We start from the raw sequence: 22,196 nt of genomic DNA, 5'->3' as shown, positions 1-22,196 counted from the left end.
CTATATTATGCCCTTGGTGAAAGCGTAGTGTATTTTCGTAGCGGTAATGAACAGATATAAAACTTATTGCGCATAATACATCAACTATGCATTAAGATTAATGCTTGAAAAAGCAACAATCTTTTTATAAAACAGCCTTCAGATCAAAAAAATCACCCCAAGGATTTTTAAATTAAAGGTTCACAGTTAGATCGTTTAATGGTTAGTGACGATTAAGAAAGTTAGCAAAGTTACTTGAAAGCAAAAAAAGCTTGTAGAAAAAACTATCGTTTATCTACAAGCTAAAGTTTAAATGTTAATTTTCCCTTTCGACTAAATCAAGTGTTACCGTTTCTTTTGTGCCATTACGGTATATTTCAATCTCTACACTATCTCCAACAGTTGTTTCAGAGTATAGATATTTTCGTAAGTCTAGCAATGAAGCTATAGGTTCTCCATTAATCTTAGTAATCACATCAAATTGTTGAAGACCTGCTGCATCTGCAGGTGAATTCATTTCCACATCAGCTACTATCATTCCACCTTCCACATCTTCAGGTAGTTGAATCTGATTTCGGTATTGCATGGGTACTTGACTTAATTCCGCAGTACTAATGCCAATATATGGTCTGATAATTTCCCCTTCTGTTTCGAGTTGTTCGATAATCGGTAATGCTGCATCAATTGGAATTGCAAATCCTATTCCTTCTACTTCTTGTCTTGCAATTTTCATGGAGTTTATCCCAATTACTTCTCCTTCTGTGTTAACTAATGCACCACCACTATTACCAGGATTAATAGCTGCATCAGTCTGTAATACTTCTGTTACCCAATCTGGTTGTCTGTCACCATTTGTATCAACACTAATGGAACGCTCTAAACCACTAATAATCCCCTTTGTAACAGAACCAGAAAACTCCATACCTAATGGATTCCCAATTGCGATAACAGTGTCACCAACCTCGACATCTCCAGATACACCAAGATCTGCAACTACATCAATACTGCTGCCATCTACCTGTAACACAGCTAAGTCATTTAGCTCATCGGCACCTAGTAAAGTTGCTTCAAGGTGCTCTTCATTGCTTAATACAACTTCAATTTCTTCAGCACCTTCAACTACATGGTTATTGGTGACAATATAAGCTTTTCCATCTTCTTTTTTGTAAATAATACCTGATCCTGTTCCTGATTCTTGACTTGGTGTCCAAATGTTTTGTTGCTGCATGTTTAGAATTCCTACGACAGCTTCTGATGTTTCATTTATATTAGAGGCTGTATCAGCATCTTCTGAAACTATGTCATTTGAAATGACTGGTGTATTTTCTGGTTCATTATTTTCTGCTGAAGCAATTTGATTAGTTGAATTATCTTCATTTATTGATATCGGAATTAAATTATTTGTAAATAGGAATGTGACAATAATAGCGGAGATAACACCTCCTAGCAAACCGCTTAGGATGTATTTGGTTTGGCGTTTTTTAGGTTTCTGGTTCACCTTAGTTGATGCTACCAATCCTTTTGATTCATCATCTAGATGTTCTTGTTTTTCATTATCACTAAAACGATCCATTACTTATCACCCCTTTATTTTTCTTTACAATATTAGTATAAACAATAATTTTGGTAGGTATTTGGAAAAAATATGGAAAAAGTGTGTAATTTGCATTTTATTGTTCAGAACGCTGTAATGTGTAAAAATAGAGATAAAACAGTAACGGAGTGGGGGATTTTGATGCATTATCATATTGGTGTTGTAGAAGATGACCAAAACATTCAAAACATAGTTTCAGCCTATTTGAAAAAAGAAGGATATAAAGTGAGCGTTTTAAGCTCTGCAGAAGAGGCGTGGGAATTATGGGAAAGGCAGCCACCTGATATGTGGATATTAGATATCATGTTACCTGGTATGGATGGGTATGAGTTCTGTAAAAAAATACGAAAAGAAAGTGATGTGCCAATTATTATTATTTCTGCAAAAGATGAAGAAATCGATAAAATATTAGGATTGGAGCTGGGTGGAGACGATTATTTAACAAAACCTTTCAGTCCAAGAGAATTGGTAGCACGAATCAAACGTTTGTTTAAACGGACGCAAAACATCATCAATCAAAATACCACATCCGATAAACTAAAGTTTGGTGATCTATTAATTTATAAAAATGAGCGAAGAGTATTTTGGAAAGGGATAGAACATGAAGTGACAACAAAAGAGTTTGATATGCTGCAGTTATTTACACAAGAGCCAAATCATGCCTTTTCACGAGATGATTTATTACGGAAGGTATGGGGAGAGGATTATGTAGGTAGTGATCGCGCTGTAGATGATTTAGTGAAACGCCTACGAAAAAAGTTCGAAAATATTCCTATTGAAACGGTTTGGGGATATGGCTATCGAATACGTAATGAAGAGGAATCAGGATGAAACTACATTACCAATTAAATATAGCATTTACAACGTTACTTGTAGTCATAATGTCGGTAACTGGTTATGTGATTTACTCCTTGATTTTGGATTTATTAATTCAAGATGAACAAAGACAATTAGAGCAAAAGGGAGAAATCCTTGTTAGTGTTTTAAATGAGGGGTATAGCGATCAACAAGATTTTAGAAACTTTTTACAGGAACAAGATTTACAATTATTTTTGTATGATAGTGGGCGAGAACGTGTATTATATTCTACTTTACCAAGTCATATGGTGACTGGTTTTATCCTAAATAATGATTTTACAGATGACACAAAGGCATTATGGGAGTACCAAGATGATAAGTTTGTAACTTCTCGTATTCTTTTTTATCCAGAAAGTGTCGGTTATGAACTTATTTTACTTACACCATTGAATGACTTGGAAGCGGTGCGACATAATTTTATTGCTCGCTTATTCATTGTCTTTTTAATTGGTGCTGGTGTTGCAATCCTTCTCAGTTACTTACTTACCAATAAATTAGTAACCCCGTTGACAAAATTAAAACGACAACTTAAAAAAATAGAGAAACGCCAATTTGATCAGGTGGAATCCGTTAAGGCCTCTGGTGAAATAAAAGAATTAGAACAAAGTGTGTTTGACATGGCCACTGAGCTAGAACGTTATATGAAGTCACAACAAACATTCTTTCAAAATGCCAGTCATGAGTTAAAAACGCCGTTAATGACGATACAAGGTTATGCAGAAGGAATTCGTGATCGTGTATTTGACGAAAAAGATGAGCAAAAAGGGTTAGAAATGTTGGTAACGGAGGTTAACAGGCTGAAAAAAATTATAAATGAAATGATATTACTAACTAAATTAGACAGTGAACAGGCTGTTTATAAGCCAGATCAAGTTGAGGTTTCTTTATTATTGGAACAAATCGCTGATCGGACCTTGCCATTAAAAGGAGATAAAGAAGTTACCGTTGATACAAATGTGGAAAAAGACGCTACCTTATATGTTGATCAAGAGAAAATGTTACAAGCATTATTAAATATTACCGTAAATGCGATTCGCCACGCAAATTCGAAAGTTCATGTCAGCGTTCGGCTAAATGATAAAGCAAGCATTATAATGGTTGAAGATGATGGTCCAGGAATCCAAAATGAATTATTACCACATATTTTTCATCGTTTTGTGAAAGGTAAAAATGGAGAAACTGGTCTAGGATTAGCAATTGCACGAGCAATCGTTGAACAGTCTGGCGGCCAGATAACAGTTCACAAATCACGCTATGGTGGTGCAATGTTTAAGATGATTTTTCCTAACAAATAAGCATCATCAAGCACTTCCTTATATGAAGAATGTTTCGGATGTGGTATACTAGTATAGTTTGATTCATTTCGTTATGAAAGAGGAGCGTACGTTTTATGCAATTAAGAGAAGATATTCGTAATATCGCTATCATCGCCCATGTAGACCACGGAAAAACAACGTTAGTTGACCAGTTGTTAAAATACTCTGGAACATTCCGTGAAAATGAGCAAGTCGATGAAAGAGCGATGGATTCAAATGATCTAGAACGAGAACGAGGCATTACCATATTAGCAAAGAACACAGCAATCAATTACAAGGATACAACAATCAATATTTTGGATACACCAGGACATGCTGACTTTGGTGGTGAGGTGGAACGTATCATGAAAATGGTTGATGGTGTTATCCTAGTAGTAGATGCTTATGAAGGTACAATGCCACAAACACGCTTTGTATTGAAAAAAGCGTTAGAGCAGAAATTAACACCAATCGTTGTTTTAAATAAAATTGATCGTCCAAATGCACGACCAGATGAAGTAATTGATGACGTATTGGACTTGTTTATTGAGCTTGGAGCAGATGATGAACAGCTAGAGTTTCCAGTAGCATATGCATCTGCTTTAAATGGTACATCAGGTGAGGAGCCAGATAACCAGCAGGAAACAATGGAACCCATTTTTAACATGATAATGGAACACATTCCTGCACCAGTCAATTCAGAAGAAGAACCATTACAATTTCAAATTACCTTACTTGATTACAATGACTATGTAGGTCGTATTGGTGTGGGTCGTGTCGTTCGTGGGAAAATAAGCGTTGGACAGCAAGTAGTTGTCATGAAAAAGGATGGTTCAACAAAATCGTTTCGTATTAGCAAGCTATTCGGTTTTATAGGGTTGAAGCGGATCGAGATTCAAGAGGCAACAGCAGGTGATATCGTCGCAATTGCGGGTATGGATGATATCAATATTGGCGAAACGATTTGTCCGCATGATCATCCTGAAGCACTTCCATGGTTACGTATAGATGAGCCAACACTACAAATGACATTCCTTGTGAATAATAGTCCATTTGCTGGACGTGAAGGGAAATATATTACCTCAAGGAAAATTGAAGAGCGTTTAATGAAGCAATTGGAGACAGATGTAAGTTTACGTGTAGATCCAACCGATTCACCAGATGCATGGATTGTATCTGGACGAGGTGAATTACACTTATCTATTTTAATAGAAAATATGCGCCGGGAAGGCTATGAGTTACAATTATCAAAACCACAAGTTATTATTAAAGAAATTGATGGTGTGAAATGTGAACCAGTAGAGCGTGTTCAAGTAGATGTCCCTGAAGAATACACTGGTGCTGTAATGGAATCACTTGGTGAACGTAAAGGTGAAATGTTGGATATGGTAAACCAAGGGAATGGACAAGTTCGCATTGAGTTTAAAGTTCCTTCACGAGGACTAATTGGGTATGCTACCGAATTTATGTCACAGACGCGTGGCTATGGTATCATTAATCATACATTTGATTCCTATGAGCCATTGGTAAAAGGACAGGTTGGAGGAAGAAGACAAGGGGTTCTCGTTAGTTTAGAAAACGGGAAAGCATCCACATATGGTATTATGCAATTAGAAGATCGTGGTGTCATATTTGTCGATCCAGGTACTGAAATTTACGCGGGAATGATTGTTGGGGAACATAATCGGGAAAATGACTTAACTGTTAATATCACGAAAGAAAAACATTTAACCAATGTCCGTTCAGCAACAAAGGACCAAACGTCTACGATTAAAAAGACACGAAATATGTCACTTGAAGAAGCACTTGAATATTTAAACGATGATGAGTATTGTGAAGTAACACCAGAAACAATACGATTACGTAAGAAGATTTTAAATAAAAGCGAACGTGAAAAAGCTGCTAAAAAAGCAAAGTTAAATTAAAAAGGTGGTCAGAGCATGTGGTGCTTTGACCACTTTTATCTTTTATAGAAAAAGAGACAGACAACCCTGCCCTGCATTAGTAAATGACGTTGTCAATACGGGATTTGAACAGTATTCAGGACAACGAAAGCCTTATGAAGATTATCCACTAACACCTCTCCAAAAAGCTGTACCCTATAAAGATGGAAAACATGGATTAATCTAGTCGGATAATCACAGAAGGATGAAGGGACAGGATCTTTTTCATCTACATCTTTTTGTAAAAGGACCCTGTCCCTATAGCCATTAAAACCATAAAAAGTATCACCTTATGTTATACCCTTTATTAAAATAGCTGTTTTCTAAAGCAACGTTGTTTTTCAAGTATGAATCTTAATGAGTAGTTTTTATATATATTGTGACATAACTTATCGGTCGTATAGAAAAGTTTTATAAGTCATACGTGCATATGACTAAAAATTAGTCGAATTACGTAAAAAATATGATATCATAACGTATGGAGACTACCAATTATTATTAAAAGATCATCCACAAGTAATTTGCCTATACTCAAAATTGGAATGGAAGGCATTACTTGTTGTAAATAATTTTTATACGGAAAAAGTTTTACTTGTGTGTAACGGGAGATAAAGAAATCCAAATTTCAATTATCCAGATATAATCGATTTGTTCGAATCATTAACTTTAAGAGCGTACGAATCGGTGGTGCATCATATCAAGAAGTAGAAAGATAACCCGCTTTATCTGACCATCAGGATAAAGAAGGTTTTTTAGGAACTAGGGACGTATGCCATGTTTTCTAAGGAGGATGAAGATGATTCGTTTTTTTAGACGGGTTCGGTTTTTGGTGAAACTTCCGAAGTCCATACCGTTCCTGAAGGACTTTTTTCTTTCGCAAGAGGTAAGAGGGAGTGAGAAACTTTTATACAGTTTATTGATTATTGGTTATAGTGTCTTTCCTTTTGATATTATACCTGACTTTCTCGTCGCTTTTGGTATCTTAGATGATATAACGATCGCAGTTTTTTTGTTGCAACTAATGGTAAAGAACGCTCCCGACTCACTAAAAGAAAAACATCAGTTACATACGATTGATTAGGAACAAAAGCTAGAAGCGCCTTGATCACCCCGGTTAGAAAACTTGGCTTGTCGCCAAGTGGCGAAAGCCTTAGTTGCACTTATACAGTAAGAAGGTTTTCTTATCTGCCAAGCATAAGCCATGCCTCGACGTGGCGCTTTATGCGCGTAATGAGGGTTGACTTATGACCTCGAGGGGGGAGGCGCTGGCCGACGAAAACTCGTGCGACCTTATGTCTATCGGTAATAGGACGAATCGCTCTCACTGGCTAAAATCGTCACGTCCTGTGACAACGCCAGTACTAGGACGTCAATCGCTCGAAGCTGGACGTGGCCTTTCCTATAAAAGGCAGTAATGAGGCCAACTTTTTTATACTTTCCTTGTAAAAAAACGATAGCCAGCAGGAGTGGCTATCGTTTTTCCTCCTTATTCTTGTCATTTGGAATATACTTTGTAAAATAGGCTGCAAAAATAAGTGAGATAAATGCTAATCCCCATGAAACAATCCCATTCCAAGGAAAATCAATTTGTAGCCCAATAATTAAGATGAGCCCACTTAACATTAAAAAGAATGTAGTTAAATATCGTTTCACTCGAAAACACCTCAGTTAGTTGTCAAAAGCACCAAATGCAAACATCAATTTCTAAACTATATATTATGCTTATCATATTATTTATACCATAAAAAAATGTATATGATAAAGCAAAATATAGGAAATAAGAATTACTTATTGCCCAGCAACATCTCTTTTGGTGAAAAATAACCAAGATAATGCGAGGAAAATAATGTAATAGACAACTAAAACGCTAATTGAAAATTGGAGTGTCATATCATCGATCCAAGGTGAATTGCCATCAGCATATTGACTCAAGTCAGTATTTGCAAATAAGATATATTTTGCCCAAGCTCGGTCAGCAAAAAAGGTAACAATTGAATTTCCAGCCATCATGAGGAAGATAGCTAGCCCAATTGCAATAGTACTGTTCCGGAATATCGTGGATATCATAAAGGCGAATGTAGCCATCATGACTAGATTGATCAATTTATATCCATAACCACTCATAATTTCAGATAGAACAGAAACTTGAGCAAAATCACCGTTTTGATTGATGACAATATGTGGACTCATACCTGCAACACCAAAGAAGAGTGCACCTACTATCCATGAGAATATAAGTACAAAGCATAATGTATAGAAAGCGAATAATAAAACAGTCACGTATTTTGACAATAGTATTTTTGCCCGTGTGATTGGTCGTATGAGTAATAGTTTAATCGTACCCCATTTAAATTCATGTGCCACAATACCTGCTGCTATAATGATTGTTAGTAAGCTAACGATTGATAAGAGCATCTCATTTTCCATCACAAATTGCCATGCATCATATGGTGTTGGCTGAATATCATTTTCTAAGTAATAGTTATTTTTCTCAATAAGATGTGAATTTGGTCCAGCGTAAATTTCAGCATCTCCATTAGCCATGTTCTCTTGAAATTCCTCATTCTCTTTTATTAGCTGTTCATTTTCTTCTTGGAGTGTTTCACGCCAATTGTCATCATATTCGACATCATTCGTAAATGTATTGGACAATAAACCCAACCCGACAATAATTATTGCTAATAGCCCATACATAATCCATGTTGACTTTCGGATATATAATTTCATATGTTCATTGATAAGTAAATGAAAGAATCTACTCAATTGCATTCTCTCCAATCAGATCAAAAAATTTATCCTCTAATGTTGTTTTTGACACACCGACTTGATAGATAGCAATTTCATGTTGAACAAATGTTTGTATAATAACTGGAATTACTTCTTTCGTACTTTGAAAATGAAGGGTCCCATCTTTTTCAGTAGCATTTAGTTCATGTTTTTCCTTTAACAAGTCTATAGCTTGTTCAATCGGAGAGACTTCCATTTCCACTTGTTGCAAGTCTACTTGTTCCATCGTGTCTTGGACAGATTGTGTTGTAATTAATTCTCCGTTTTTTATAATACCGATCCGATCACACATTTGTTCAATTTCCGCTAATAGGTGACTGGATATAATAACGGCAACATTTTCTTCAGTTGCTAGCCTTCGGATGTAATGCCGTATTTCTCGAATCCCCGCTGGGTCTAACCCATTGGTTGGTTCGTCTAGAATTAATACAGATGGTTTATGTAACAAAGCTTGCGCAATACCTAATCGCTGTCGCATCCCTAAGGAATAGCGTCCAACTTTTTCCGTTATCACCTTTTCTAATCCAACTAATCTGACAACTTCTTCAATCCGTTCTTTTGTTATACTAGGAATCATTGCGGAAAAATGTTGCAGATTTCGCCAACCACTCATAAAGGGATACATCTCAGGGTTTTCAACGATTGCCCCTACTTCGCGTATTGCTTCTTTGTAGTTTGTCTTAATACTTTTCCCTAAAATTCGCACATCACCATCTGTCAGTTTCATCAAGCCAACCATCATTCGAATGGTAGTAGTTTTACCAGCGCCATTTGGACCAATAAAACCAAAGACTTCACCTTTTTGTATGGTAAAGGATAAGTCTTTAATAATTTCCTTTTTGCCAATTTGTTTTCGTACGTTTATTAATTCCATGGCTTGTTCTGTCATGTCTGAACCTCCTTTTTACTTCACTTATCGATACGTTTAACATAACATAAATGTTTCAAAAAAGTGGATAATCTAAAATATTCTTTCATAATGATGAGGATAAACGTATACTTGAATTAAATTAACTAGTGGTGGGGTGTGGAGGTTGAAGGAAGTCGTTATTGTTGATAGTTGTCGAACTGCAATAGGAAAAAAGAATGGTGCTTTTTCACAGTATCGTTCCGATGAGTTGGCCGCACTTATTTTAAATGCAATTACCAAGCGCGCAAATGTGGATCCAGCAATTGTGGAGGATGTTATTTTAGGTTGCGTGACGCAGGCGAAGGAGCAGGGAGGAAATATAGCTCGTACAGCAGCTTTAATTGCAGGGTTCCCCAAACAAGTTCCAGGTGTAACCATTGACAGACAATGTGGATCCAGCCAACAAGCGGTACATTTTGGCGCACAAGCGATTGCATCAGGTGATATGGATATTGTGATTGCTGGCGGTGTCGAAAATATGACACGTGTACCGATGTTTTCTAATATGGAAAACGTTACACATAGTGAAAAGCTTATAGCCAAGTATGAGATTGTGCATCAAGGAATTTCAGCAGAAAAAATTGCTGAAAAATGGGGACTTTCGAGAGTGGCGTTAGATCATTATGCATTAAGGAGTCATAAATTAGCAATAGCGGCTATGAAAAAAGGGTCTTTTGACCAAGAAATAGTTCCAGTAGAAGTGAAAAAAGATGATGGGTCTAAAGAAAAGATAAGCAAAGATGAGGGACCACGCCATGATACAAACCTTGAAGCATTAGCCAAGCTAACACCTGTCTTTCAAGAGAATGGTAATATTACAGCAGGAAATGCGAGTCAAATGAGTGATGGTGCCAGTGCACTATTATTAATGTCACGCGATAAGGCAAATGAACTAGGATTGAAACCAAAAGCTAGAATTATAGCAAGAACGGTGATTGGGTCAGATCCGACAATGATGTTAACAGGTCCAATTGAAGCAACTAGAAAGGTACTAAAGAAAGCGGGATTAACAATTGAAAAAATCGATCGGTATGAAGTAAATGAAGCATTTGCGTCTGTTCCATTGGCATGGTTAAACGATCTAAGGGGAGATTTAAGTAAGTTGAATGTCAATGGAGGAGCCATTGCAAATGGACATCCATTAGGTGCAACCGGTACGAAACTATTTACAACCTTACTCCACGAGTTAGAACGAATCAATGGACGGTATGGTTTAGTGGCAATTTGTGAAGGAATGGGAATGGCCAATGCGACAATCATTGAACGGATAAACGATTAAAATAGTTTTCTTCTTCTCATGCAAGTGATACGATAGGCCAAAAGTAGCGAAGAAGGTTGTTTGTTATGAAACGAACTAGTTTATTACTTGGTGTCGTATGTATCTTTCTTGTAACTGCATGTACGAACCAAGATGATACATTGGAGTACGACAAAGAAATGAAAAGACATTCGTTAATTAGTTCAGCATATGAAGAAAAAGATGTACCAACAAAAAAGCAAATAACATTGGCAGCAGTTGGAGATATGTTAATACACGACAGAGTTTATCGTGATGCCCAAACAGAGGATGGATACGATTTTAAACCAATGCTTAAAGAAGTGAAACCGTATCTGGATCATCCAACGGTAACATTTGCTAATCAAGAAACAATGATTGGTGGCGATGGATTACCTGTTGCATCCTATCCTTCTTTCAACAGCCCAGTTGAAGTGGGTGATGCGTTAAAACATATGGGTGTTGATGTTGTATCGATAGCAAACAACCATACATTAGACCATGGTGAGGTGGCTATTCAACATGCCACTCGTCACTGGAATGAAATTGACATGATGTATGTGGGTGCTCATAAGGATAAAAAAGATCGTAATGAATTGAGGATATACAATACTGAAGAAGGCATATCGGTTGCTTTTTTAGCTTACACGTATGGGACTAATGGAATTCCTGTTCCAGATGGAAAAGATTATTTAGTTAATCTAATCAATCGTAAACAAATGAAACAAGATATAGCAGAAGCAACTGAACGAGCAGATGTGGTTGTGTTAAGTTTACATTTCGGTAAGGAGTATAAGCGCATGCCTAGTAAAGAACAAAAATCACTAGCACAATTTGCGGCAGATCAAGGTGTTGATGTTATTTTAGGCCATCATCCTCATGTGTTACAACCTGTTGATTGGGTAGAAGGCGCTGAAGGAAATAAGACATTTGTCGCCTATTCGTTAGGAAACTTCTTATCAGGTCAATATGATCATTACCGACGAATTGGTGGTGTATTACAATTAACAATTGTGAAGGATGAACAAGATCAAGGTGTTGTAGAGGTAACGTCACCAAAGTTTTTACCTACATATGTCAAAGATGATCAAGAGAATGATTATCGGGTACTTCCGATGTTTTCATTATCTAATGATATACTTCCAGATGCAAAAGAGCATTATGAGAAAATAAAAAACCATATTGCTCAATGGACGCCGGAATTGGAATTCATCGAAGAGAAGTAGAAAAGATAGGTTTCCTTAAAAGTGCGTGTTCAAAAAGGAGGATAAAAAGGACCGAGTCGGCTAAGGTCTCAGGCGTCCTGTTACAGCGCCGACACTAGTACGTCCTGTACGTCGGAAGTTCGAGGCGGCGAAGCTCCCGGCAGCGGAGCGTATGCAATTAATGCGTGAGCACAAGGAATGCTCACTAGAATCTACATCGCACGCAGGAAAAGTGTAATTCTTTTCCAAGAAGTGGAAAAGCAAGCCAACGAAGAAATTAGATGTGTCATTTTTACCGGACTTTTTGAACATCCTCTAAAAGTGAATGATAATCGAGATAAAAAGTGTGGTATGATAACAGATAGCATTTTTTAGGATTACATAAAAGGGGATAAATAAACATGGAATGGAAAAATATTTATCGAGGTATGGTAATGGGAGCAAGTGATGTTATCCCAGGGGTTAGTGGTGGTACAATTGCTGTTTTACTTGGGATTTATGATCGATTGATTGCAGCCATTAATGGGTTACTAAGTAAAGATTGGAAGAAACAATTGGGCTTTTTAGTACCATTGGGAATTGGAATTGCAACCGCAGTTTTGGCATTAGCCAATCTAATCGAATGGTTATTTGAACATTATCCAGGCCCTACTCAGTTTTTCTTTTTGGGGTTAATTTTAGGGGTGTTGCCATATTTGTCTCATAAGGCGGATGCACGAAATACGTTTCAAATTAGGCATTTAATTATATTACTCATTGGGACCATCATCGTGGGTTCTATGGTGTTTTTAAATGCTGAAGAAAGTGCCGTGATTGCAGACCGTTCACTGGGAACCTATATACTTTTATTCTTTTCCGGTTTTATTGCCAGTAGTGCGATGGTGTTGCCAGGAATTAGTGGCTCATTTATGCTACTAGTAATTGGTGTTTACAAAACGGTGATTGTGGGAATTAGTAATCTACAATTGGACGTTTTAGCAGTAGTCGGGATTGGGATTGTATTAGGGATAATCGTAATGAGTAAAATAATTAACTTTTTCCTGACAAATTATTATACGGCAACATTCGCTCTTGTCATAGGATTAGTCATTGGGTCTGTATTTGTCGTATTTCCTGGTTGGCCAACAACGACAACACTCCTGATGTTAAGTGTAGTTGCATTTGCTGGTGGGTTATTTGTTGCCTATATATTAGGGAAAGTAGAGTACAAGGCATAAGCATTCTGTAAGACAATCCATGGTAAAACCTATACAATACAAATAGAAATAAATGAAGGAGGGAATGTTGGTGGAACATATAAATAACGAAGCAGAATTTAATGATATCATTGAAAGCGAAGACCCTGTTATTATAAAATTCTTTGCGGACTGGTGTCCAGATTGTAAACGAATGGACATGTTTATTGATGGGGTTATGGAGGAATTTAGTAATTATAAATGGTACGAAATTAATAGTGATGAAGTAAAAGGAGTTGCAGAACAATATGAAGTAATGGGCATTCCTAGTATTTTAATTTTCCAAAATGGTGAAAAAAAAGCGCATCAACATAGCGCATATACAAAAACGCCAGAATCGGTTAGTGAGTTTCTACATCAACAACTAGGCTAATCTGTAATGTGTGATCAGTCCGAAAAGGAAATTGATCAAACGTTTGATCAATAATGAAAAAGGTCTATTCCACTAACGGAATAGACCTTTTTTTAAAAGAATGTATAAAAAGTTGGCTTTATTTTGTTCATATACAGGAACAGCCACGTCCAGCTTCGAGCGATTGACGTCCTAGTGCCCATAGACATAAGGACGCACGAGTTTTCATCGGCCAGCGCCTACCCCCTCGAGGTCATAAGCCAATCCACATTACGCGCAAAAAGCGCCACGTCTAGGCTTGGCTTATGCTTGGCAGATAAGAAACAAAACGTTCTTACTGCATAAGTGTAACTAAGGCTTTCGCCATAAGAACTTGGCGAAAAGCCTAGTTTTCTAATCGGGGGTGATTAAGGCGCTTCTAGCTTTTGTTCCACGTTAGGAAAGTATAAAATTTTAGCTAAGAAGTGGACTCGACGTGGCTAAAATTTTAATGTCCCAAGTATAAGAAAAACTAACACATTCGCTAAGGACGAGCGAATGCGAGTTTTTCTAATTCATTTAACCTTTACCAGTCGTAATGCATTCAGTGTTACGAGTAATGTTGCCCCCATATCGGCAAAAATGGCTATCCATAGGGTTAACCAGCCTGGAATTACGAGTAATAGAGCAAGGACTTTAATACCAATGGCAAAGGTAATATTTTGCTTAATAATAGCTAGTGCTTTACGACTGAGTTTTACGGTAAATGGAAGTTTTTGTAAATCATCTCCCATTAGTGCAATATCTGCTGTTTCTAGGGCACTATCGGTACCTGCAGTTCCCATTGCGATACCAACGTTTGACGCAGCTAGTGCTGGTGTATCATTAATGCCATCACCAACCATTGCGATTGTTTCATGCTTTTGCTGATATTCTTTGATCAACTGTAGCTTTTGTTCAGGTAGCAATTTTGCATGCACATCACTTACTCCCATTTCGCTTCCAAGTGTATTGGCAGTTTGAGGATGATCACCAGTTAACATGACAGAGTGTTTAATTCCTAATTCATGCAATTGGGTTAAGACAGATTTACTCTCTGTTTTTGGCTCATCACGTAGTGCAACAAGTAGGTAAATTTCTTTATCCGTACCACATAACATAACTGTTTTTCCTTGTGCATAATACGCATTAAGCTGTTTTTCTATAGATGTTGAAATCGTATTAAATAGACTAGGTGATCCGACATACACACGCTGTCCGTCAATATCACCTTGTATTCCTTTTCCTTGTACCGTTAAAAACTGATCCACATGCACAGAAGAAGCATCTATCTGTTGTTCATTTATATAATTAGTAATCGCTTTTGCCAATGGATGTTGGGACTTTGATTCTAAGGCTTTTAGATATTGAAATGCCTGCTCTGGCTTATCAGTATATACCTTTACATCTGTTACTTCTGGCTTCCCTTTCGTTAAGGTCCCTGTTTTGTCAAAAGCGATAGATTGAATGAAACCGATTTGTTCTAGGTGTATTCCACCTTTAATTAACACTCCGTTTCTAGCAGCACGACCAATTGCCGTCACAATAGCTACAGGTGTTGATATTACTAAGGCACATGGACAACCAACCACTAGGACAGCTAGCCCTTGGTATATCCAAGTACTCCAAGCAGCCCCAAATAATGGTGGAATGATAGCAACTAGTAGTGCGATGACGATAATAATTGGTGTATAGTAGGCTGCAAAGCGATCGACAAATGCTTGGGAAGGAGCACGTTCTGCTTGGGCCTCTTCTACTAAATGAATAATTTTTGCAAGACTCGTATCGTCCGCTTTCTTCGTTACTTCCACTTCTAAATATCCATCTTGATTAATCGTACCAGCAAATATAGGGGCATTGATTTCTTTTTCTACTGGAATGGACTCACCAGTAATTGGTGATTCATCAATAGTTGATACACCACTGACGACATGACCATCCATTGCAATGCGTTCTCCAGGTTTAATCAGCATCGTATCCCCAATAACAATGTCGCGAACATCTATCGTTTGTTCTATCCCATCTCGCCTAATTGTCGCAGATTTAGGGGATAGGTTCATTAAGGAGCGGATAGAAGCACGTGCTTTATCCATGGAATAAGATTCAAGTGCCTCACTAATGGCAAATAAAATTACGACGACAGCAGCTTCTCTCCATTCGCCAATGATCGCTGCCCCAAGAACTGCAATTGTCATTAAGGTTTTCATATCAAACTGGAGGTGAACAAGATTAATTAGGCCCGTTTTAAAAAGGCTAAGTCCTCCAGTAAGTATAGCTAGTGCAAATAATAATGTACTAAGGTAATGACCATTTCCAAAGGTGTAGGTTGCACCAAATCCTAATAGAATGAATAAGGTAGCTAAAATAAGTTTGTCATTTCTAATCCAAAAAGGTTCTTTCTTTTCATTGGCTGTGTCGTTTGTTACTACTTTAATATTTTCAAATGACCCAGCTTTTTCAATCGCTTCAATAGTTGTATTTCCAGCTATGTTAATTTTTGAAGCTGCAAAGTTAACGTCTGCATCTTTCACACCATCTAGATTTTTTACGTTGTTTTCGAATGTTTTAGCACAATTCGCACACGACAATCCTTCGACACGGTATGTTTGTTGTTCGTTATGAGACGACATAGTCATCATGCTCCTTCATATGATAAAAAGCTTGTGAAATTAATTGTTTGATATGTTGGTTCACTAATTGATAGTACGCAAGCTTCCCTTCTTTTCGATAAGTTGCAATGCCTGCTTTGTATAGTTGGCGTAAATGGTGTGATGTCGTTGCGTTACTAGCCTCGATGATATTGGCTAAATCACAAACACAAAGTTCCTCTTCCAAGAGTAATGCGTATGCAATTTGTAAGCGATTTGGATCCGCTAATAGTTTATAAATTTTCCCAACCTCTAAAATGGGCTGTTGTTTTAGTTCCTGCTTTACACGGTCTACTTTATCCTGATGAATACATGTTACTTCACATATAGCATCTTTCACATGAGTCACCCCTAACATTCAAATCAGTATTTGATTGTATTATAATCAAATATTCGTTTGAATGTCAATGAAGACAAGAAAAAACAGGATGCGTCACACAGCCTGTTAAAAATTAGGTTAGGGTTATTCAAAGCAATCACGTTGTCTGTGATTGATATAGGATACTATCTCAAAAGGGCATTGAGATGTCTTCTCTATTACTAAATCAGCAATATCATTCATGAAAAAGGCAGAGAGACGCCTTCTCTGTTACCAAAACAGCAGTACCATTCACTAAAAAGGCATAGAGACGTCTTCTTTCTTAGCAAATCTACAAGATAAGGTGAAATTGTCGCCACGCCTTTTTTACACGTAGAAAAGTATAAAATTTTAGCTAAGAAGTGGACTCGACGTTGCTAAAATTTTAATGTCCCAAGTATAAGAAAAACTAACACATTCGCTAAAGGACGAGCGAATGCGAGTTTTTCTAAACACGTTGTATAGCTAACAATTATATTAATGTAAAATCTAATAATTTATCTTCCACGAAGCTAATTTTTGCATTTTGCAAGGGATATTTATTCTTAAACAGTCTCTTAGGTTTTAACTGGTAGATTTCTGTGAATCTTTTCTTATCTACACCACCAAAATCGACATCTGTTATGGCTTGAGGATTTGCTAGGCTTGTTGTTGATGGCTCTCCACTTAGGTTATCCCACTCAATTAGAAAAGGCAGCATTTCGTTTTTATAATCATATTCTGGAAAAAGCATGCGCCATTTGAGTGTTTTACCAGCTGTTGTTTTTCTTTCACCTGGAAAAGGACCTTGAAACGGTATATTGTTTTGCTGAAAATGAGCAATATAATCATCCATTTGTGTCGTTCTTAATGCAAGTTGATAAGGTCCTTGCATATTATTTTCATTAATATACACCAAATGTTGGATGAGCGGATTACTTGATTGTCTTGCTATTTCGGCATTGTCTATGCCCAACCATTCAATATAGCAGTTATTCGAAAAGTAAGCTAAAAAGTTATAGGTTCCCCATTGTTCATGTTCGCCACCCCTTATAGCTTTTATGGATAAACGCTCTCCGTAATGTGCACTAGCTTTTGCTGCATCACTTCCCGCAAAAACAATATGATCTAACGCTAACATAATTTCTCCCCCTACCTTAATTAGTTGAACTTCCATCGTTCTGTAATAGATATGTGTTTCTTTATTATCTACTCTTTAGGAGATATATTGCAAAATGTTTGTCTATATTTCATTAAATTCGTTTTAAATTTGATATACTTTAGAAAAGTCCGATTATAGGGGAAGGATGAGAGGATGTATTGATGGATAAACCGAAGATCTTAATTGTTGAAGATGAGCGAAAATTGAGTAGAGTTCTGGAGTTAGAGCTTTCATACGAGAATTACCAAACGCAAGTTGCAAGAGATGGTAAAGAAGCACTTTATTCCTTAGAAGAGGCGACTTGGGACTTAGTCTTACTTGATATTATGCTTCCAGAGTTAAGTGGAATGGAAGTTCTAAGGCGTTTTAGAAGGAAAAATCAAACCACACCAGTCATTTTGTTAACTGCTAGAAACCAGGTACATGATAAAGTAAGTGGATTGGATTTAGGTGCAGACGATTATATGACAAAACCTTTTGATATCGAGGAATTATTGGCCCGGATTCGTGCTCAATTACGAAAGTCTAACAGTGCTAATACCAATTCAAATACAAACGAAATTGGTATTGGAGACTTAAAGGTTGCCATTGACTCCCATGAAGTAACACGCGCTAATTACGCTATTGAACTTACCCCAAGAGAATTTGATCTACTTGTCTATTTATTACAAAATAAAAATATTGTACTGACAAGAGATCAAATCATGGATCAAGTTTGGGGCTATGATTATGTAGGAGATACAAATGTAGTTGATGTTTATATTCGGTATCTTCGGCAAAAGATTGAAAAAGGGCATGAAGAACAATATATCCAAACCGTTCGTGGCGTTGGATATACGATAAAGGATCATCATTAATGAAACTTCGTACAAAAATACAATTATTTTCTAGTCTGTTCATATTAATTTTAGTACTGTTGGTGAATACATCTATCTATTTTTTATTTCATAAAGTAGCTGCAGACAGAGAATTAGAGGAACTCATCGGTGAAACTAATACGATAGTAGAGGCAATAAGTTCTAACCGTGATAGTGTAACATCTGAGCTTTTACAGGCATACTTACCATCAGATGGGATGATACGTGTTATTAAGGAGGATGGCACTTTACAGCTGCCACTATTGAAGAAGCCAAATATTTCGGAGTCATTGCCAAGTGAATTTACAAATTCTGAAACACAAACTACTTTATCGCAGGATCAAGGGCCAGAAGTTGCAATGGTAGCAAAACCAATCGTTTGGCAAAATGGGGAAATTGTTACATTACAAGTATCCAATCAATTAGTTGCCCTAAACGAAAATATGGCAACACTTTTCTTCGTATTAGTTGTTGCTTCTATCATTATGCTAGTGCCGACAATTGTCGCTGGGTCGATGTTAAGCAAGGTATTAGTACGTCCTATCCAAGCGTTAACCCAGACAATGAAAGGAAATATGGAACATGGAAACTGGCAAAAAATTGAGGTTGACACTCGATCCAAGGATGAATTGTATGAAATGGAAGAAACCTTTAACCATATGATCGATTCGTTAAAAGAAAACTTTGAAAAACAAGAGGTATTTGTCTCAGATGCTTCACATGAATTAAAGACTCCAATTTCGATTATAAAAAGCTATGCACAGTTATTAAGAAGACGAGGCCAAGAGGATCCTAACGTAATAAACGAGTCAATTGAGGCAATTGAGACAGAAACGAATCGGATGCAACAGTTAGTTGAGCAAATGTTAATGCTAGCAAAACAAAAAGAAGTTGGCCAATTTGAAGATGTGGATTTTGTTAAATTAATAGAAGATACGATTTACACATTTGAAGGTGCATACACAAGAGACATTCAGTTTGATCAGGATATTCATTCATTAATAGTTCATGGAAATAAATCACAAATTCAACAGCTATTGTACATCCTTATGCATAATGCCATGAAATATAGTGACGATGATATTATTGTTCGGTTGGAACACCAGCATAATACTGTGACCGTGCGTATTACTGACTATGGTGTAGGGATACCAGAATCAGAGCAAGATAAAATATTTGATCGTTTTTATCGTGTAGATAAAGCAAGAAGCCGAGAAACAGGAGGAACTGGTCTTGGATTAGCGATTGCTAAAACAATAGCTGTAGCACATAAAGGTGATCTAAAAGTAAATAGTAAACTAGGAAAAGGATCTACGTTTTCCATTGTCCTGCCGATTGTAAAAAGAAATTAATGTACTTCTCATTAAATTCTAATCTTGATCCAACTGTTTTATCATTTTGAAAGGATATGATATACCTAACAATTAATTAAGGAGGAATGGAAATGAAGAAAAAAGTAAGTATGATTATTCTATCCATTATGGGAGTCACGTTGTTAGGTATTGGAATTTATCATTCTAGTGCTGCTAATGCAGATCCCAATTTATCAACTGATGAGATTCGGGACCTTGTAAGGGACCAATATCCTGGTGAAATTACGGAACTAGAAATGGAAAAACGGGGAGACCGTACCGTTTATGAGGTGGAAGTAGAAAGTGATGGAAAAGAATATGATATTGAATTAGATGGAAATTCGGCTGAAGTATTAAATCTAAAAGAGAAAGAGCTCGTGAAAAAAGAGAAGAAAAATGATGCAAAAAATACTTCAGATAATGTTAAGACAAATGACAAAAGTAATAAAGACAATGACGATTCTAATGAACAAGTAGCATCCAAAGAGAAGCAAACTATTATCGATCGAGCGAAAGCAGAAGAAATAGCATTAAATGAATTTTCAGGGAACATTGAAGAAATAGAACTTGATGAAGACGATGGCCGTTTGCGATATGAAATTGAATTGGAAGATGGTGATCGGGAAGCAGAGATTGATATCGATGCCTTTACTGGTGAGATTATTGTATTAGAGATTGATGAAGAGTAATTAAGTTTGAGAAGTGGAGGAGCTGCTAAATTATTGGTGGCTTCTTATAGGTGTTTTTCACTTATAGCCAATAAAATTGAATATGAAAAAGTTAATTTTTCGTCTTATATGTGATATATCTCATAGCAAAGAAAAGTGGAACACGATATGATGTAAATGGGATACGGGATGTCTCTGCTCTAATAAATAGTACAGATCTAGTCGGTAAGTCTGTACGAAAAATAGGGGTAACCCTATAGATGAAACGTTTATCACATCAAGTGATAAACGTTTTTCTTATAGTAAAAATAAAAAATTAATGGTTTAACATCATAGTTTTTATGGGTAGGGCATAATTGGGGATAAAAGATAAAAAAAGGGGCTGTACTCTATGAATAATAGAGATATTACGATCTATATAAGCAATAATAGCCAAGTATGTGAAAACTTAATAACCCAATTGGATCAATGGGGAGTAGTCTATAAATTAAAAAACATATCAGAACATCCATCCTATCGGGAAGAACTACAACAGGAAAATATTTTTGGGACACCTACCATGTTCATTGATGGAGAAGCCATTTTAGGATTTCAAAAAAATCGAATTAAACAAGTATTAGGTATCATCTGATTGCTAAGCTATAGGTTTTTGTCAAACACATAAATTGCTTACTTGCATAGGTTATTGGTAAGAAAAAGTATAAAGGTGTGTGATTCAAATGTTTGGTAGGCCTAATCCTTATCAAGCACCTTTTAGTGGCCCAAACCCTATGCAACCGCAGCAGCCACCTCAACAACCAATGAATCAACCAACCCCATTTCAAACACCTTATCAACAATTTGCCAAGCCACAGCAACCAATGAACTGGCCATCACAAATGAATCAGTTTCCATTTAACCCAAGTCCTAAAAGCAACCTTTTAGCGTATTTCCAAGATAGTAACGGACAGCTAGATGTGGATAAAATGCTGAATACAGTTGGGCAAGCAGCAAACACATTCCAACAAGTTTCACCGGTCTTTAAACAATTTGGATCTCTAATGAAGACATTTAAGTAACTAAATGAAGCTGATGCATATACTCCCATCAGCTTCATTCTTTTTCTGTTAGATTTTTTACATTATTAATGGCGAGGAAATATAATGCGCTATTTTATGCCGAGGAGAAAGTGGCGGTCTCAAGTGACACTCGCCAACCTTAATTTACTGCATATCTAAATTAACTTTTCGTTAGGCTGTTTTCTAAAAGATTGTTGCTTTCAGGTATAAACATCCTGCACATAAGATGGATTATACGCAATAGCTTAGCTATGAATACCGCTACGGAAATATACTTCGCTTTCACCAGGGGCATAAGTGCGACATCTGTTCAAACTATTCGTTTTCACAGTGTCTTCTTTACCGCAGGCGGCTGTTGAGCCTCCTCGTGCTACTCGTCTTTAGGGTCTCACCTATGCCTCTTCGACGAACAGGACGTTCTAGTGTCGGCGTTGGTCACAGGACGTGACCGACGTTAGCCGACGAACTGCAGGAGTCTTCGTATATTTCCTTCGCTAGTGATGTGTTTTTGTTATATATCATCATTAATGGGAATCCGTTGACGGAACTGTTGCCAGCTAAATACCAATAAAATTATATGTTTATCATCATATCTTCTTACTATTCTTACTTCTGTTGAGAGACTATTCCAAGCAGCGGAAAATGCGAGACTCCTACGGGAA

The 22,196-nt window shown here is 36.8% G+C and carries 20 protein-coding genes; 13 read left to right on the top strand and 7 right to left on the bottom strand.

Annotation, left to right across the window (positions count from 1 at the left end):
• Positions 1-295 precede the first annotated feature (295 nt).
• Positions 296-1,552 (bottom strand): S1C family serine protease, encoded by a 1,257-nt coding sequence (locus GHC26_RS13235; RefSeq protein ID WP_163971745.1) that lies wholly within the window; start codon positions 1,550-1,552, stop codon positions 296-298.
• A 162-nt stretch (positions 1,553-1,714) separates the two neighbouring features.
• Between GHC26_RS13235 and GHC26_RS13230 the strand changes: the two genes are divergently transcribed.
• The 4 genes from GHC26_RS13230 to GHC26_RS13215 all read left to right on the top strand — a co-directional run bounded on the left by GHC26_RS13230 (position 1,715) and on the right by GHC26_RS13215 (position 6,750).
• Entirely contained in the window at positions 1,715-2,404 is a 690-nt protein-coding gene (locus tag GHC26_RS13230) for a response regulator transcription factor (protein WP_163971744.1), read from the top strand.
• Entirely contained in the window at positions 2,401-3,726 is a 1,326-nt protein-coding gene (locus tag GHC26_RS13225; protein ID WP_163971743.1) for a sensor histidine kinase, read from the top strand. Before GHC26_RS13230 ends, GHC26_RS13225 begins: the two co-directional genes overlap by 4 nt.
• Before the next feature lie 95 nt (positions 3,727-3,821).
• Positions 3,822-5,651, top strand: coding sequence for a translational GTPase TypA (gene typA / locus GHC26_RS13220; protein WP_163971742.1), 1,830 nt, complete (start codon positions 3,822-3,824; stop codon positions 5,649-5,651).
• Positions 5,652-6,465: 814 nt separating this feature from the next.
• Positions 6,466-6,750 carry a YkvA family protein gene (locus tag GHC26_RS13215; protein WP_163971741.1) on the top strand — a complete coding sequence of 95 codons (285 nt, stop codon included), beginning with the start codon at positions 6,466-6,468 and terminating at the stop codon, positions 6,748-6,750.
• A gap of 389 nt (positions 6,751-7,139) precedes the next feature.
• On the opposite strand, the gene GHC26_RS13210 is transcribed toward GHC26_RS13215, so the two are convergent.
• The 3 genes from GHC26_RS13210 to GHC26_RS13200 form a co-directional block, all read right to left on the bottom strand.
• Positions 7,140-7,322, bottom strand: coding sequence for a hypothetical protein (locus tag GHC26_RS13210; protein WP_163971740.1), 183 nt, complete (start codon positions 7,320-7,322; stop codon positions 7,140-7,142).
• A 135-nt stretch (positions 7,323-7,457) separates the two neighbouring features.
• Entirely contained in the window at positions 7,458-8,432 is a 975-nt protein-coding gene (locus GHC26_RS13205) for an ABC transporter permease (RefSeq protein ID WP_163971739.1), read from the bottom strand.
• Positions 8,425-9,345, bottom strand: coding sequence for an ABC transporter ATP-binding protein (locus GHC26_RS13200; RefSeq protein ID WP_163971738.1), 921 nt, complete (start codon positions 9,343-9,345; stop codon positions 8,425-8,427). Before GHC26_RS13200 ends, GHC26_RS13205 begins: the two co-directional genes overlap by 8 nt.
• 145 nt (positions 9,346-9,490) lie before the next feature.
• Between GHC26_RS13200 and GHC26_RS13195 the strand changes: the two genes are divergently transcribed.
• The 4 genes from GHC26_RS13195 to GHC26_RS13180 all read left to right on the top strand — a co-directional run bounded on the left by GHC26_RS13195 (position 9,491) and on the right by GHC26_RS13180 (position 13,455).
• Positions 9,491-10,645: a thiolase family protein gene (locus GHC26_RS13195; protein WP_163971737.1), complete on the top strand. Its 1,155-nt coding sequence runs from the start codon at positions 9,491-9,493 to the stop codon at positions 10,643-10,645.
• 65 nt (positions 10,646-10,710) lie between these two features.
• The gene (locus tag GHC26_RS13190) at positions 10,711-11,868 is read left to right on the top strand and encodes a CapA family protein (protein WP_163971736.1); all 1,158 of its coding nucleotides are present in this window, start codon (positions 10,711-10,713) and stop codon (positions 11,866-11,868) included.
• A 380-nt stretch (positions 11,869-12,248) separates the two neighbouring features.
• On the top strand, positions 12,249-13,064 hold the full coding sequence (locus GHC26_RS13185) for a DUF368 domain-containing protein (protein WP_163971735.1): 816 nt from the start codon (positions 12,249-12,251) through the stop codon (positions 13,062-13,064).
• Between the two features lie 70 nt (positions 13,065-13,134).
• Entirely contained in the window at positions 13,135-13,455 is a 321-nt protein-coding gene (locus GHC26_RS13180; RefSeq protein ID WP_163971734.1) for a thioredoxin family protein, read from the top strand.
• A gap of 533 nt (positions 13,456-13,988) precedes the next feature.
• Here GHC26_RS13180 and GHC26_RS13175 read toward each other — a convergent pair.
• The 3 genes from GHC26_RS13175 to GHC26_RS13165 all read right to left on the bottom strand — a co-directional run bounded on the left by GHC26_RS13175 (position 13,989) and on the right by GHC26_RS13165 (position 17,578).
• Entirely contained in the window at positions 13,989-16,091 is a 2,103-nt protein-coding gene (locus GHC26_RS13175; RefSeq protein WP_163971733.1) for a heavy metal translocating P-type ATPase, read from the bottom strand.
• Positions 16,069-16,440, bottom strand: a complete 372-nt coding sequence (locus GHC26_RS13170) for an ArsR/SmtB family transcription factor (RefSeq protein ID WP_226376939.1) — start codon at positions 16,438-16,440, stop codon at positions 16,069-16,071. Before GHC26_RS13170 ends, GHC26_RS13175 begins: the two co-directional genes overlap by 23 nt.
• Positions 16,441-16,930: 490 nt before the next feature.
• Positions 16,931-17,578 carry a VOC family protein gene (locus GHC26_RS13165; protein ID WP_163971731.1) on the bottom strand — a complete coding sequence of 216 codons (648 nt, stop codon included), beginning with the start codon at positions 17,576-17,578 and terminating at the stop codon, positions 16,931-16,933.
• A 182-nt stretch (positions 17,579-17,760) separates the two neighbouring features.
• On the opposite strand from GHC26_RS13165, the gene GHC26_RS13160 reads away from it, so the two are divergent.
• From GHC26_RS13160 to GHC26_RS13140, 5 genes are all read left to right on the top strand, one after another.
• Complete coding sequence (locus GHC26_RS13160) at positions 17,761-18,456, top strand: response regulator transcription factor (protein WP_163971730.1); 696 nt, start codon at positions 17,761-17,763, stop codon at positions 18,454-18,456.
• Entirely contained in the window at positions 18,456-19,808 is a 1,353-nt protein-coding gene (locus GHC26_RS13155) for a sensor histidine kinase (RefSeq protein WP_163971729.1), read from the top strand. The genes GHC26_RS13160 and GHC26_RS13155 overlap by 1 nt, the downstream gene beginning before the upstream one ends.
• 92 nt (positions 19,809-19,900) lie before the next feature.
• Entirely contained in the window at positions 19,901-20,497 is a 597-nt protein-coding gene (locus GHC26_RS13150) for a PepSY domain-containing protein (protein WP_163971728.1), read from the top strand.
• A 370-nt stretch (positions 20,498-20,867) separates the two neighbouring features.
• Positions 20,868-21,107, top strand: a complete 240-nt coding sequence (locus GHC26_RS13145) for a glutaredoxin family protein (protein WP_163971727.1) — start codon at positions 20,868-20,870, stop codon at positions 21,105-21,107.
• Between the two features lie 88 nt (positions 21,108-21,195).
• Entirely contained in the window at positions 21,196-21,534 is a 339-nt protein-coding gene (locus tag GHC26_RS13140; RefSeq protein ID WP_163971726.1) for a YppG family protein, read from the top strand.
• The last annotated feature ends 662 nt before the right edge of the window (positions 21,535-22,196 follow it).

Origin of the sequence: Oceanobacillus halotolerans, assembly GCF_010993955.1 — a bacterium.
GTDB classification, from domain to species: Bacteria; Bacillota; Bacilli; order Bacillales; family Amphibacillaceae; genus Oceanibacillus_A; species Oceanibacillus_A halotolerans.
This window is presented reverse-complemented; position numbering and strand designations above follow the sequence as displayed.